At 63.1% G+C, this 13,286-nt stretch carries 12 protein-coding genes; 2 read left to right on the top strand and 10 right to left on the bottom strand.

Going from position 1 to position 13,286, the window contains the following annotated elements; all coding sequences use genetic code 11:
- Positions 1-36: 36 nt before the first annotated feature.
- The 9 genes from bamA to ACWGPT_RS09185 form a co-directional block, all read right to left on the bottom strand.
- Positions 37-2,370 carry an outer membrane protein assembly factor BamA gene (gene bamA, locus ACWGPT_RS09225; RefSeq protein ID WP_452605282.1) on the bottom strand — a complete coding sequence of 778 codons (2,334 nt, stop codon included), beginning with the start codon at positions 2,368-2,370 and terminating at the stop codon, positions 37-39.
- A 187-nt stretch (positions 2,371-2,557) separates the two neighbouring features.
- On the bottom strand, positions 2,558-3,682 hold the full coding sequence (rseP, locus tag ACWGPT_RS09220) for an RIP metalloprotease RseP (RefSeq protein WP_452605281.1): 1,125 nt from the start codon (positions 3,680-3,682) through the stop codon (positions 2,558-2,560).
- Positions 3,683-3,727: 45 nt separating this feature from the next.
- Entirely contained in the window at positions 3,728-4,561 is an 834-nt protein-coding gene (locus tag ACWGPT_RS09215; RefSeq protein ID WP_452605280.1) for a phosphatidate cytidylyltransferase, read from the bottom strand.
- The gene (locus tag ACWGPT_RS09210; RefSeq protein ID WP_452605279.1) at positions 4,561-5,307 is read right to left on the bottom strand and encodes an isoprenyl transferase; all 747 of its coding nucleotides are present in this window, start codon (positions 5,305-5,307) and stop codon (positions 4,561-4,563) included. The genes ACWGPT_RS09215 and ACWGPT_RS09210 overlap by 1 nt, the downstream gene beginning before the upstream one ends.
- A gap of 44 nt (positions 5,308-5,351) precedes the next feature.
- A complete protein-coding gene (gene frr / locus ACWGPT_RS09205; protein ID WP_452605278.1) occupies positions 5,352-5,912 on the bottom strand; it encodes a ribosome recycling factor in 561 nt (186 codons plus the stop codon).
- Between the two features lie 42 nt (positions 5,913-5,954).
- On the bottom strand, positions 5,955-6,677 hold the full coding sequence (pyrH, locus tag ACWGPT_RS09200; protein WP_452605277.1) for a UMP kinase: 723 nt from the start codon (positions 6,675-6,677) through the stop codon (positions 5,955-5,957).
- 94 nt (positions 6,678-6,771) lie between these two features.
- Entirely contained in the window at positions 6,772-7,698 is a 927-nt protein-coding gene (tsf, locus tag ACWGPT_RS09195; RefSeq protein ID WP_452605276.1) for a translation elongation factor Ts, read from the bottom strand.
- A gap of 162 nt (positions 7,699-7,860) precedes the next feature.
- Positions 7,861-8,634 (bottom strand): 30S ribosomal protein S2, encoded by a 774-nt coding sequence (rpsB, locus tag ACWGPT_RS09190; protein WP_452605275.1) that lies wholly within the window; start codon positions 8,632-8,634, stop codon positions 7,861-7,863.
- A 193-nt stretch (positions 8,635-8,827) separates the two neighbouring features.
- Positions 8,828-9,361: a hypothetical protein gene (locus ACWGPT_RS09185; protein ID WP_452605274.1), complete on the bottom strand. Its 534-nt coding sequence runs from the start codon at positions 9,359-9,361 to the stop codon at positions 8,828-8,830.
- A 216-nt stretch (positions 9,362-9,577) separates the two neighbouring features.
- Between ACWGPT_RS09185 and ACWGPT_RS09180 the strand changes: the two genes are divergently transcribed.
- Positions 9,578-10,792 (top strand): NADP-dependent isocitrate dehydrogenase, encoded by a 1,215-nt coding sequence (locus ACWGPT_RS09180; RefSeq protein ID WP_452605273.1) that lies wholly within the window; start codon positions 9,578-9,580, stop codon positions 10,790-10,792.
- A 119-nt stretch (positions 10,793-10,911) separates the two neighbouring features.
- Positions 10,912-11,538 carry a glutathione S-transferase family protein gene (locus ACWGPT_RS09175; RefSeq protein WP_452605272.1) on the top strand — a complete coding sequence of 209 codons (627 nt, stop codon included), beginning with the start codon at positions 10,912-10,914 and terminating at the stop codon, positions 11,536-11,538.
- A gap of 48 nt (positions 11,539-11,586) precedes the next feature.
- Here the strand turns inward: ACWGPT_RS09175 and ACWGPT_RS09170 are convergent, their stop codons facing one another.
- Positions 11,587-13,209, bottom strand: coding sequence for an ABC-F family ATP-binding cassette domain-containing protein (locus ACWGPT_RS09170; protein WP_452605271.1), 1,623 nt, complete (start codon positions 13,207-13,209; stop codon positions 11,587-11,589).
- Between the last annotated feature and the right edge of the window lie 77 nt (positions 13,210-13,286).

Here is a 13,286-nt window from a genome sequence, read left to right as displayed (position 1 = left end):
CCGGATCAGATCTGGCCGCAGTCCTGACCGCAGAGGTCAGAACTGGTTTGCCATGCTGAACCGGAATTCCTGAGTTTCGTCGAAGTCTTCCTTGACCACGGGAATTGCGTAGTCGAAGCGGATCGAACCAAAGGGCGAGGCCCACTGGATGCCCGCGCCGACCGAGGCGCGCCAGGCCATGCTGGTCCCCTCGGCAGTTTCGCCGCGCAGGTCGACATCGTTGCCATAGAGCGTTCCGGCATCGGCGAACAGGGCCCCGCGAAGACCGAAATCCTCCGGGAAGGCGGGCATCGGGAAGGTAACTTCAGCCGAAGCGGTGAAGTAGGTGGTGCCGCCCAACGGATCGCCGTTGGCCATGCGCGGACCGATACCCTTGTTCTCGAAGCCGCGAACGAGGCGGCCACCGAGCTGGAACTGGTCGAAGACGTAGAGGTTGTCACCCGTGGGGACGACATGGCCTGCACCGAGTGCGACCGAACCGATGATATCGGCTTCGTCCGACAGCAGGTGGAAGTAACGGCCGCGACCATAGATCTTGTAGTATTCGGAATCGCCGCCGATGCCCGCATACTCATGCGTCAGCGTGGCGTAGATGCCTTCGCGCGCCAGCGTGTTGCTGTCGAGCGTGTTGTAGGTGAGCGTCTGCGAAACGGACGACTGTACGAACTCGCCGTGCTCGACCAGCGCGCGGTAAGGCGCCGAAAGACCGGTCTCCCAGTTGCCCTCGCCGTCGTAGTCGATCTGCTTGTAGGTGTAGCGGAACGTGGTCGCGAGATCCTCGGTGATCGGCGCGGTCACGCGCAGGGTCACGCCCTGTTCGCTGTAGTCGTAATAGCGCTCCGACGAGGTCTGGCTGCGGAAGATGTCGAAGCCGGCTGCCAGGCGATAACCGAGGAAGTAGGGCTCGGTGAACGAAAGGTTGTAGCTGCGGGCATCGTCGAGGCCGCCACCGACGGCAACGCGGATGAACTGACCGCGGCCGAGGAAGTTCTTCTCCTCGATGGAGGCTTCGAGGATCAGGCCGTCGCCACCGGCGGAGTAGCCGGCGCCGATGCCGAACGAGCCGGTCGGCTGGTCTTCGACGTCGACGATCACCACGACGCGGTCAGGAGCAGAGCCCTGCGCGGTCGTGATGTTGACGGTCGTGAAATAGCCGAGGGCCTCGAGACGACGCTTGGCGCGCGAGATCATGTGCTGGTTGAAGGCGTCGCCTTCGCTGAAGTCGAATTCGCGACGGACGACATAGTCGCGCGTGCGGGTGTTGCCGCGAACCTCGATCCGCTCGACATAGGCGCGCTCGCCCTGGTCGACCAGGTAGGAGACGCCAACCGTCTGGTTGCCGAAGTTGCGGTCACCGCGCGGCGTGACGCGGGCGAACGGGTATCCGGCCGATGCGACGCGCTGCGAGATGGCTTCCATCGACTTCTGGACTTCGGCGGCATCATAGGTGTTGCCGCTCTTGGTGCGAACCAGGCCGCGCAGGTCATCCGCGTCGACGCCCTCGACGGTGGATTCCACGATGATATCGCCGAAGCGGTAACGCGGGCCTTCCTCGACCGTGAAGGTGATGTTGTACTGGTTGGTCGCCTCATCCAGGACCGCCTCGGACGAGATGATCCGGAAATCCGGGTAGCCGTGATTGTAGTAGAACTGGCGCAGCGCATCCTCGTCGGCGCGCAGCTTGTCGGCGTTGTAGACGTCCTTGCGGGTCAGGAACGACAGCGGGCCCGATTCCTTCGTCAGGATCACGGACTGCAGGCGGCCGTCGCCATAGGCCTCGTTGCCGACGAAGTTGATGTCGGCGATCTTGGTGCGGTCACCTTCGTTGATGACGAAGGCGAGATTGACGCGACCCTGGCCGACGGGGGCCGTCTGCGTCGTGATCTCGACATCGCTGCGGCCGATGGCCGAATAGGCCTCGCGCAGACGCTCGATGTCGGCGTTGATGAGTTCCTGGTTATAGGGACCGAGCGGCTGGGTGCGAACGACCGCGGCCAGCTTGTCATCCTTGATCTTGCGGTTGCCGTTGAACACGACCTGGTTGATCAGCTGGTTCTCGCTGACCGTCACCACGAGCGTGCTGCCGGAAACGGTGATGCGTACGTCGGAGAAGTATCCGGTGGAATAGAGGCGCTTCACCGATTCATCGATGTCGGCGTTCGAGAAGCTCACGCCCGGCCGAATGGTAAGATTGGAACGCACGGCCTCTTCGCCGGCGCGCTCGGTCCCCCTCACCTGGACATTGCGAATAACTGCCGCTTCCGCGACCGATGCAGAGGCAAGTACCGATACGCCCGCGCCCGACCCGACAACGCTAGCAGACAGCGCAAACGCCGATACAGCGTTCAAAAACCTTGAACTGGCCTTCATTTCAAATCTTACCTTTTCCCGTTGTCCCTCGGCGGGTGGAGCCCGACTCCGGCCACACGTGTGTCGTTTTACCTGCTTTTACCCTACAAGCAAGGCATGACGTTAAATTCTGTTTACTTCGTCGCAAGGCGTGGCCGAGCGGACACGCGGACTTCAAAATACGGTAAACAAAGAGTTTTCTTAAAACTCAACCGATCCATCGGCCGAAGGTGTCATTCCAGGTGGCGAAAACCATCAGCGTCAGGATCATGGCCAGCCCGAAGCGGAAAACCACGTCCTGCACACGGGGGCTCAAAGGCTTTCCGCGCACCGCCTCCAATGCGTACATGACAAGGTGGCCACCATCAAGCACGGGAATCGGGAAGAGGTTCATCAGGCCGAGCGATACGGAGATGACGGCCGCGAAATTGAGGACCGCCGCGAAGCCCAGCGTCGCCATCTGGCCGGTCGTCTCGGCGATTCGGATCGGGCCGCCGATCTGGTCGGCGCTCATGCGGCCGGAGAAGATATTGCCGAGGTAGCTGAAGGTGCCGCTGATGATGTGGCCGGTTTCCCGCACGCCTTCGGCCACCGCCTCGACGGGAGAATAGGTCTCGACGCGGAAGTTGCCGCGCTCGGCATTGGTGACGATGCCGATCTGGCCGAGCTCCACCTTGTTGCCGAACTGGTCGGTGATCTCCGTCCGCTGGGGTGTCACCGGAAGATCAAGCTCCCGGCCGTCGCGTTCCACGGTGATGACGATGCGGGTTTCCGGCCGGACGGCAACGTAGCGACGCACGTCATCGAAGGTGCGGATGCCCTCCCCGTCGAGAGCCACGAGAAGATCGCCCGGCTCGATGCCGGCGCTCGCCGCGGCGCTCTCCGGCCGGACTTCGGCCACGACGGGATCGGAGACCACCTTGCCGTAGATGGAGAAAAGGGCCGCGAAGATCGCGATCGCGAGGATGAAGTTGGCTATCGGGCCGGCGGCAACGGTCGCGGCGCGCTTCCACAGGCGCGCGCCGGCAAGCGTCTGGGCGCGCTCCTCGGGCGTGAACTTCGCGAGACTGGCGGAATCGGGGGCGCTTGCCGCGTCCTCGTCGCCGAAGAACTTGACATAGCCCCCGAGCGGGACGGCGGAGAGCTTCCAGCGGGTTCCGTGACGGTCGGTATAGCCGAAGAGTTCCGGACCGAAACCAACGGAGAAGGCGGTGACGCGGATGCCGCACCAGCGTCCGACCAGATAGTGACCCATTTCGTGCACGAAGACGAGCACGGAGAGGACAATGATGAAGGGGATTATATAGCCCGTCAGCAGCCCGATGATCGCCATCAAATCGATTCCATCCTTCCATATGCCGGTTCTGCCGGCCGAGGCTCAAAGACCAAAGATGAACTCGCCGACGCTGGTGCCTACGTGGCCACTCCAGGCGTCATATGCAAGCGCCAGAAGAAAGATCGCGAAGCAGGCAAAAACAAGACCATCGACGCGATCCATGGCGCCGCCATGGCCGGGGATGAGCTGGCTGGAATCCTTGACCGCGAAACGGCGCTTGATGAAGGATTCGAACAGGTCACCGATCTGGCTGGCGACGGAGAGGACAAGCGCGACCACAGCAAGCCAGACGGACACGATGCCCGTGACGGCAAGCCCGACAAGGCAGCCGGCGATGATCGCCGAAACCGTCCCCCCGATCGCCCCGGACCACGTCTTGCCGGGCGAGATTCGCGGCGCGAGCTTCGGCCCCTTCAGGGCTCTTCCGATGAAATATGCGAGGATGTCGGTCGCCCAGACGACGGCGAAGACGAAAAGGATGGCCGCAAGGCCGGCAAAGCCCCCGTCCCGGATCGCGGCAAGCGAGACGCCGCTCAGGCCCGCATAGACCACCCCGCCGGGTAGCCACCAGGTGCCCCCGCCGATCGCGACGATCAGCAGCATGGTGATCGCAAGGCCGCCGAGGAAGGGCATGTTCATGTCGGCATCGCCGAAGGCAATGTTGGCCGAAAGCAGGATGATGCCGACCCAGCCGACGAGATTGCCGGTGAAGTTGCGCTCGGTCAGCCGGGTGATCGTCGACCACTCGAAATAGACGAGCAGCGCGATCGTCGCGGCAAGACTGCGGAAGGCCACGCCGCCGGCCCAGGTCGCCGCGAGAACGACGGCGGCCATGACCAGGCCGGAGACAACCCGGCGCCCCAGTTCCGTCGCCATCAGCCGACCACCGCCGTCGTCGTGGCATTCGACAGGCCGCCGAAGCGGCGGTCGCGGGCGGCAAAGATGCGCAGCGCTTCCTCGAACTGCTGACGATCGAAATCCGGCCAGTAGCAAGGCAGGAAGACGAATTCGGAATAGGCCGCCTGCCAGAGCAGGAAGTTGGAGAGGCGCTCCTCGCCGCTGGTGCGGATGATCAGGTCGGGATCCGGAATGCCGGCGGTGTCGAGCCGGCTCTCGATCGCGTCGGGACCGATATCCTGCGGGTCCACGAGGCCGGCCTGCACGTCCTTCACCAATTGCGCCGCGGCACGCGTGATCTCGTCTCGCGCGCCGTAGTTGAAGGCGATCACCAGCGTCATCGCGGTATTGTCGCGGGTGGTCTCCTCGGCTTCGAGCAGAAGGGGGAGGATATCGCTTCGGAGCTTATGGCGCTCGCCGATGATGCGGATGCGGATGTTCTCGCGATGCAGGTCGGCGAGATCGCGCCGGATGAACCGGCGGAGCAGACCCAGAAGATCCTCAACCTCCGCTTCCGGCCGCGACCAGTTCTCAGAGGAGAAGGCGAAGAGCGTGAGATAGTTCACGCCGCACTCGCCGGCCGCCTTGACCGTTTCGCGAACAGCCTCGACCCCCTTGTTGTGGCCGATCGTGCGCGGCAGGCCGCGCTGCTTTGCCCACCTTCCGTTGCCGTCCATGATGATGGCAACATGCTGGGGAATGACCGGGAGATCGAGTTTCGTCATGAAAGTTCCGATTGTCGGATGCCGGGAGCGCGATGCAGGCGGACCTAGACCTGCATGATTTCCTTTTCCTTCTCGACGAGCAAGCGGTCAACTTCCGAAATCATATCATCTGTCATCTTCTGGACCTTCTCGGAAAGCGAGCGGCTTTCGTCCTGACCGATGTCGCCATCCTTCTCGGCTTTTTTCAGGCTGTCCATGCCATCGCGGCGCACGTGGCGGACGGCCACCTTGGCCTTTTCGGCATAGTCATGGGCAACCTTGACGAGCGACTTGCGGCGCTCCTCGTTCAGCTCGGGAAGCGGGATGCGCAGGTTCTGGCCGTCGACGATCGGATTGAGGCCGAGATGCGACTCGCGGATGGCGCGGTCGACGGCACCGACCATGGACTTGTCCCAGATGGAGACGCCCAGCATGCGGGGCTCGGGAACGGTGATGTTGGCGACCTGGTTGAGCGGCACGCGCGAGCCGTAGGCCTCGACCATCACGGGATCGAGGATGTTGGCCGATGCACGACCGGTCCGCAGCGAGGCGATATCGCTCTTGAAGGCGTTGATCGCGCCGTCCATGCGGCGCTTGATGTCGTTGAGATCGATGGCTCCAGTCATCCGTCTACTCCCTGTCTTGCTCTTTACTTTGGTGTCGGCGGCTCAGGTGTCGGCAACGATGGTCTTGCGGCCGCCGCCGGTCAATATCTGGGCGAAGCCGCCCTTTTCGTGAATGGAGAACACGATGATCGGGATCGAATTCTCCCGGGCCAGCGCAACGGCCGCCACGTCCATGACGGCCAAGCCCTTCTCGAGGACTTCGCCATGGGTCAAGGTCTCGAAGCGGGTGGCCGTCGGATCCTTCTTCGGATCGGCCGAATAGATGCCGTCGACCTGGGTACCCTTGAAGATGGCTTCGGCGCCGATTTCGGCAGCGCGCAGGGCTGCGGCCGAATCGGTGGTGAAGAACGGGTTTCCGGTGCCGCCGGCGAAGATCACCACCCTGCCCTGCTCCAGATGATGCAAGGTCCGCAGCTGCGTGAAGCTCTCGCAGATCTCCGGCATGGCGATCGCCGACAGGACGACCGTCTCGATGTCGAGCTTGCGAAGCGAGGTGGCGAGGGCGAGCGCATTGATGACGGTCGCGAGCATGCCCATGTGGTCGCCGGTGACGCGATCGCCGCCCTTGGAGGCCACGGCCACGCCGCGGAAGATGTTGCCGCCGCCGACCACGACGCCGACCTCGACCCCCATGGCGCGGGCTGCGGCGATGTCGGATGCGATCCGATCAGCGACCGCGACATCGATTCCGAAGCCTTGGCTGCCCATCAGGGCTTCACCGGAGGCCTTGAGAAGAACGCGCTTGTAGATGGGCTTCGGGGACATGGGCACTCCTGAGGATCAGACGGGTTGCGGATACACGAAGGGCACCGCGTTGTCACGCGATGCCCTTCGGTTTCACCAATCAAGATGAGCTAAATCAGCCCTTGGCGGCTGCAGCCACTTCTGCTGCGAAGTCGGACTCTTCCTTCTCGACGCCTTCGCCGAGGAGCAGGCGAACCATGCCGGTCACTTCGATCGGCGCGCCGACTTCCTTTTCCGCTTCCTTGACGGCAGCGGCGACGGTCAGGTCGGGGTTGATGACGAAAGCCTGCGAGAGAAGTGCGACTTCCTCGAAGAACTTGCGCATGCGGCCCTCGACCATCTTCTCGATGATGGCATCCGGCTTGCCGGAGGCGCGGGACTGCTCGATGAAGACGTTGCGCTCGCGTTCGGCAACGGCGGCATCGACTTCCTCGGCGCGGATTGCGAGCGGCGCGGTCGCGGCGACGTGCATTGCCACCTGGCGGCCGATTGCAGCCAGCGCATCCTTGTTGCCGGTCGACTTGAGGGCGACGAGGACGCCGAGCTTGCCGAGGCCGTCGGCAGCAGCGTTGTGGATGTAGGTGGCGACAACGCCATCATCGACGGAGAGCATTGCCGAGCGGCGAAGGCTCATGTTCTCGCCGATGGTTGCGATCGCGTCCTTGATCGTGTCGGTGACCGACTTGCCGGAGGCCGGGTAGGTGGCGGCACCGATCGCATCGACGGAACCGTCGGTCGACAGGGCAACCTGGGCGACGCCGCGAACGAGATCCTGGAAGGCGTCGTTACGGGCGACGAAGTCGGTTTCGGAATTGACTTCCACGACAACAGCCTTGGTGCCTGCGCTGGCAATGCCGACCAGACCTTCGGCGGCGGTGCGGCCCGACTTCTTGTCGGCCTTGGCGATACCCTTGGCGCGCAGCCAGTCGATCGCCGCTTCCATGTCACCGTTGGTTTCGGCGAGTGCCTTCTTGCAGTCCATCATGCCTGCGCCGGTCTTTTCGCGCAGTTCCTTCACCATTGCGGCTGTGATTTCGGTCATTGTGTGCCTCTTGTTTCAAGATCACCTTGCCGGAAGAACATCGGCGAAGGCAGCGTTGGGGACGAATGTACCCGGATGTGTGACAGGGTCATGAACCCTTGCCGGGGAGACTTGCCTCGACCCGGACAAGAAAGGCGGCGCGAGCGCCGCCTTTGCCGGAGATCAGGCCTGAGCCTCGGCCTCGCCCTCGAGGGCCGGCTCGACCGGGGTTTCGGCGGATGCGCCGAGATCACGGCCGGATGCACCCTGCTGGCGAGCGATGCCGTCGATGGCAGCGCGTGCGATCAGGTCGCAGTAGAGAGCGATGGCGCGCGAGGCGTCGTCGTTGCCCGGGATCGGGTAGTCGATCAGGTCCGGATCGCAGTTCGAGTCGATGATGGCGACGACCGGGATGCCCAGGCGCTTCGCTTCGTCGATCGCGATCTTTTCCTTGTTGGTGTCGATGATGAACATCAGGTCCGGCGTGCCGCCCATGTCGCGGATACCGCCGAGGGCCTTTTCGAGCTTCTCGCGCTCGCGCTCGAGGGTCAGGCGCTCCTTCTTGGAGTAGCCGGACCCTTCCGACGAGAGGATTTCGTCGAGCTTGCGCAGGCGTGCGATCGAGTTCGAAATGGTCTTCCAGTTCGTCATCATGCCGCCGAGCCAGCGGGAGTTGACGTAGTACTGGGCCGAACGCTTGGCCGAGTCGGCGATGAGTTCAGACGCCTGGCGCTTGGTGCCGACGAAAAGAACGCGTCCGCCGCGGGCAACGGTATCCGAGATGACCTGCAGCGCGCGCGACAGCATCGGCACGGTCTGAGCAAGGTCGATGATGTGGATGTTGTTGCGGTCGCCGAAGATGTACGGCTTCATCTTCGGGTTCCAGCGGTGGGTCTGGTGGCCGAAGTGAACACCAGCTTCCAGAAGCTGGCGCATGCTGAAATCAGGCAATGCCATGCCTTTTTCTCCTTTTCCGGTTGAACCTCCGCAAGGCGAACAGCACCCCTCTTTAAGGAATGCCACCGGCGGAAAGGCCCGGATTTCTCCCGGACGATCCCATGCCTTACGTGTGGAATGGTGGTGCGCATACAGGCGATCCTGCAAAAACGCAAGGGTCGCGAGGGAAATTTAGGAAGCCACCGCTTTCCGTTCAATAGGTTTCCGTGACGTGCTGCCTCATCTCGGCAAGCACGGAATCCTCGTCGCCGGCCTCGACGCGGTGAATGTCGCTGATGACGAACCGGCCGTCCTCGCTCGTCACGTCGAAATGCACCTCGTTCAGGCTTTCCCGCAGTTCCGGCTGGTCGAGACAGCGCCACAGCTTGAAGGTCACCCGCACCCGGGTGATGCCCTGCTCTTCCGGACCCGCCGAAACGGCGAGATCCTCCAGCGGGCAACCATCCTGCGACGCGGTGACGACGTCATAGCCGAACGGATCGCCGGGGCTTCCGTTGTCGGTCTCGTAAGCGGGCCGCTTCGACGCCTCGGCATAGGCCGCCTGGAAGCTCCGGCTGAACAGTCGACCGAGGGGTTCGGGGTCGAAGAGGTAGATCCATTCGCCCTCGCTGCTGGACCAGTTCCTGGCGGTGATGTCCATGACCTCCCGGACAGGGTCGGTAGCATCCCCGGCCGACACCGGCGAAGCGATCAGGAGGCAGGCCGTGGCCAGGAGAATTTTGCGCATGGGCGGTTCCGATGATTCCAGACTACGATCATCCTTTACCATCGCCTTTAGTGGCAATGGTATCTCCGACCAAAGTGAAGGCATCCCGGCACCAGGAAAAGGCATTCCGCCTTCCCGTTTGGCTTTGCGTTCTGCACCCCGGATGCTATAGCGCAGCCCACATTCTTGTCCAAAACTGCCGGGAATTGCTCCCTGCCAGCATTCGAAGAGGAATCCATGGAAAAGATCAAGGTAGCAAATCCGGTCGTCGATCTGGACGGCGACGAGATGACCCGCATCATCTGGCAGTTCATCAAGGACAAGCTGATCCTGCCCTACCTCGATCTGCCGATCGAATACTACGACCTCTCCGTCGAGAACCGTGACGCCACCGACGACCAGGTAACTGTCGATGCCGCCAACGCCATCAAGAAGCACGGCGTCGGCATCAAGTGCGCGACCATCACGCCTGATGAAGCCCGCGTCGAGGAATTCGGCCTCAAGAAGATGTGGAAGAGCCCGAACGGCACGATCCGCAACATCCTGGGCGGCGTGATCTTCCGCGAGCCGATCATCATGAAGAACGTGCCGCGCCTCGTCCCGGGCTGGACGCAGCCGATCATCGTCGGCCGCCACGCCTTCGGCGACCAGTACCGCGCCACCGACTTCAAGTTCCCCGGCAAGGGCAAGCTGACGATCAAGTTCGTCGGCGAGGACGGCCAGACGATCGAGCACGACGTGTTCGACGCTCCGTCGGCCGGCGTCGCGATGGCGATGTACAACCTCGACGATTCGATCCGCGACTTCGCCCGCGCTTCGCTGAACTACGCCCTGATGCGCGGCGTTCCCTGCTACCTCTCCACGAAGAACACCATCCTGAAGGCCTATGACGGCCGCTTCAAGGATATTTTCCAGGAGATCTACGACGCCGAGTTCAAGGAACAGTACGAAGCCAAGAAGATCTGGTACGAGCACCGCCTGATCGACGACATGGTCGCGGCCGCCCTGAAGTGGTCCGGCGGCTACGTCTGGGCCTGCAAGAACTATGACGGCGACGTCCAGTCCGACATCGTCGCGCAGGGCTTCGGCTCGCTCGGCCTGATGACCTCGGTCCTGATGACGCCGGACGGCCAGACGGTGGAAGCCGAAGCCGCCCACGGCACGGTGACCCGCCACTACCGCCAGCACCAGAAGGGCCAGGAGACCTCGACCAACTCGATCGCGTCGATCTTCGCCTGGACCCGCGGCCTCGCGCACCGTGCGAAGCTCGACGACAATGCCGCCCTTGCGCGGTTCTCCTCGACCCTCGAGCGCGTCTGCATCGAGACGGTCGAATCCGGCTTCATGACGAAGGACCTCGCCCTTCTCATCGGTCCCGATCAGCCGTGGCTCTCGACGACCGCCTTCCTCGACAAGATCGACGAGAACCTCAGGAAGGCCATGGCCGCCTGATCGCACTCAGGTTCCAGGATATACCGACGGCGGGAGCAATCCCGCCGTTTTTTGTGCACCGCAGGATTGCAACCGAACCCCATCGCATCTAGAACATAAAGGGAACGGAGGAAGTCAATATGCCGGATGAACTCATTCTCTATACCAATCCCATGTCGCGAGGACGGATCGCCCGATGGATGCTGGAGGAAGTCGGCGTCCCCTACCGCCGGCAGATCCGAACCTTCGGCGGCACGATCAAGTCGCCGGACTATCTCAGGCTCAATCCGATGGGCAAGGTGCCGACCCTCATCCACGGCGACAAGGTCATCACGGAATGCGCGGCGATCTGCGCCTACATGGCCGACGCCTTCCCGCAGGCTGGCCTTGCGCCGCCGCAGCGGGAGCGGGCCGATTACTATCGTTGGCTCTTCTTCGCCGCCGGTCCGCTGGAAGCGGCCGTCAGCAACCGCGCGCTCGGCTTCAAGGTGCCGGACGAAAAGCAGGTGATGATCGGATACGGGCGCTACGAGGACGTGATCGACACGCTCGACGACGCGCTGTCGAACCGGACCTATATCGCCGGCAGCAGCTTCACGGCCGCCGACGTCTATCTCGGCTCGCATCTCATGTGGGGCATGCAGTTCGGCTCGATCGAAAAGAGGCCCGCCTTCGAAGCCTATGTCGGCCGCATTCACGACCGGCCTGCGCACTTGCGTGCGACAGAACTCGACGATGCCGACATGAAGGAACTGGAGGCGGCCTGACGGCCTCCTTCAGATCATCCGCCTCGGTTATCCGCGAACGGATGACCGTCACGCCGAAAGGCCGGGCGCCTCGTAGCCCGTGCGCTCGACATATTCCCGATAGCCCCCGTCATAGCGGTGAATGCCGTCCGCCGAGACTTCCAGCACGCGGTTCGACAGTTCCGACAGGAAGTGCCGGTCGTGGCTGACGAAGAGCATGGTGCCTTCGTAGGTGGAGAGGGCCCGGATCAGCATTTCCTTGGTGTCGAGGTCGAGGTGATTGGTCGGCTCGTCGAGGACGAGGAAGTTCGGCGGATCGAACAGCATGGCCGCCATGACGAGGCGTGCCTTCTCGCCGCCCGACAGGACCCGGCATCTCTTCTCGACGTCATCGCCTGAAAAGCCGAAGCAGCCTGCAAGCGTGCGCAGCGTCCCCTGCCCCGCCCGCGGGAACTCCGACTCCAGCCACTCGAACACCGTCTGCTCGCCGTCAAGGAGATCCATGGCGTGCTGGGCGAAATAGCCCATCTTGACGCTCGCGCCGATCGAGACCGATCCCTGGTCTGGCTCGGTCGATCCGGCGACGAGCTTGAGGAGCGTCGACTTGCCCGCGCCGTTGACGCCCATGATGCACCAGCGCTCGCGGCGACGGATCATGAAGTCGAGGCCGTCGTAGATCGTCCGGCTGCCATAGGCCTTGTGCACGCCCTTGAGGCTTGCGACATCCTCTCCCGAGCGCGGCGCCGGCTGGAATTCGAAAGCGACGGCCTGGCGGCGACGCGGTGGCTCCACCCGTTCGATCTTGTCGAGCTTCTTGACGCGGCTCTGGACCTGCGCCGCATGGGAGGCCCTGGCCTTGAAGCGCTCGATGAACTTGATCTCCTTGGCGAGCATCGCCTGCTGGCGCTCGAACTGCGCTTGCTGCTGCTTCTCGTTTTGGGCCCGCTGCTGCTCGTAGAAGCCGTAATCGCCCGCATAGGTGTTGAGCGAGCCGGCATCGATCTCGATGATCTTGTTGACGATGCGGTTCATGAACTCGCGGTCGTGCGAGGTCATCAGCAGCGCGCCGTCGTAGGTCTTCAGGAACTGTTCCAGCCAGATCAGGCTTTCGAGGTCGAGGTGGTTCGACGGTTCGTCGAGCAGCATCACGTCCGGGCGCATCAGCAGGATGCGGGCGAGCGCGACGCGCATCTTCCAGCCCCCGGACAGCTTGCCGACGTCGCCGTCCATCATCTCCTGGCTAAACGAAAGCCCGGCCAGGACTTCGCGGGCGCGGCTTTCGAGCCCGTAGCCGTCGAGCTCCTCGTAGCGCGCCTGCACCTCGCCGTAGCGCTCGATGATCTCGTCCATCTCGTCGAGGCGATCCGGATCGACCATGGCCGCCTCAAGCTCCCGCAGCTCTGCCGCAACGGTACTGACGGGACCGGCGCCGTTCATGACCTCGGTCACCGCGCTGACGCCGGACATTTCCCCGACATCCTGGTTGAAGTAGCCGATCGTGACGTTCTTCTCAACGGCGACCTGGCCCTCGTCCGGGCTCTCCTGGCCGGTGATCATGCGGAACAGCGTCGTCTTGCCGGCGCCGTTCGGCCCGACCAGGCCGATCTTCTCGCCGCGATTGAGGGCTGCCGATGCCTCGATATAGAGGATGCGGTGGCTGTTCGACTTGCTGATGTTTTCGATGCGGATCATGGCGGGACAACTTCGGGAGGGGACAACAAAAAAGCCGGATCGTTGCCGACCCGGCTTTTTCAATCATGCGAGACGAA

The organism is Pseudorhizobium sp. NPDC055634, assembly GCF_053618655.1.
The sequence above is the reverse complement of the archived record's forward strand: the minus strand, read 5'-3'. Positions and strand labels throughout refer to the sequence as shown.

Excerpts from the sequence above, each read along its gene's own strand:
- bamA (WP_452605282.1), bottom strand. The coding sequence starts at position 2,370 with ATGAAGGCCAGTTCAAGGTTTTTGAACGCTGTATCGGCGTTTGCGCTG.
- rseP (WP_452605281.1), bottom strand. The coding sequence starts at position 3,682 with ATGGCGATCATCGGGCTGCTGACGGGCTATATAATCCCCTTCATCATT.
- ACWGPT_RS09215 (WP_452605280.1), bottom strand. The coding sequence starts at position 4,561 with ATGGCGACGGAACTGGGGCGCCGGGTTGTCTCCGGCCTGGTCATGGCC.
- ACWGPT_RS09210 (WP_452605279.1), bottom strand. The coding sequence starts at position 5,307 with ATGACGAAACTCGATCTCCCGGTCATTCCCCAGCATGTTGCCATCATC.
- frr (WP_452605278.1), bottom strand. The coding sequence starts at position 5,912 with ATGACTGGAGCCATCGATCTCAACGACATCAAGCGCCGCATGGACGGC.
- pyrH (WP_452605277.1), bottom strand. The coding sequence starts at position 6,677 with ATGTCCCCGAAGCCCATCTACAAGCGCGTTCTTCTCAAGGCCTCCGGT.
- tsf (WP_452605276.1), bottom strand. The coding sequence starts at position 7,698 with ATGACCGAAATCACAGCCGCAATGGTGAAGGAACTGCGCGAAAAGACC.
- rpsB (WP_452605275.1), bottom strand. The coding sequence starts at position 8,634 with ATGGCATTGCCTGATTTCAGCATGCGCCAGCTTCTGGAAGCTGGTGTT.
- ACWGPT_RS09185 (WP_452605274.1), bottom strand. The coding sequence starts at position 9,361 with ATGCGCAAAATTCTCCTGGCCACGGCCTGCCTCCTGATCGCTTCGCCG.
- ACWGPT_RS09180 (WP_452605273.1), top strand. The coding sequence starts at position 9,578 with ATGGAAAAGATCAAGGTAGCAAATCCGGTCGTCGATCTGGACGGCGAC.
- ACWGPT_RS09175 (WP_452605272.1), top strand. The coding sequence starts at position 10,912 with ATGCCGGATGAACTCATTCTCTATACCAATCCCATGTCGCGAGGACGG.
- ACWGPT_RS09170 (WP_452605271.1), bottom strand. The coding sequence starts at position 13,209 with ATGATCCGCATCGAAAACATCAGCAAGTCGAACAGCCACCGCATCCTC.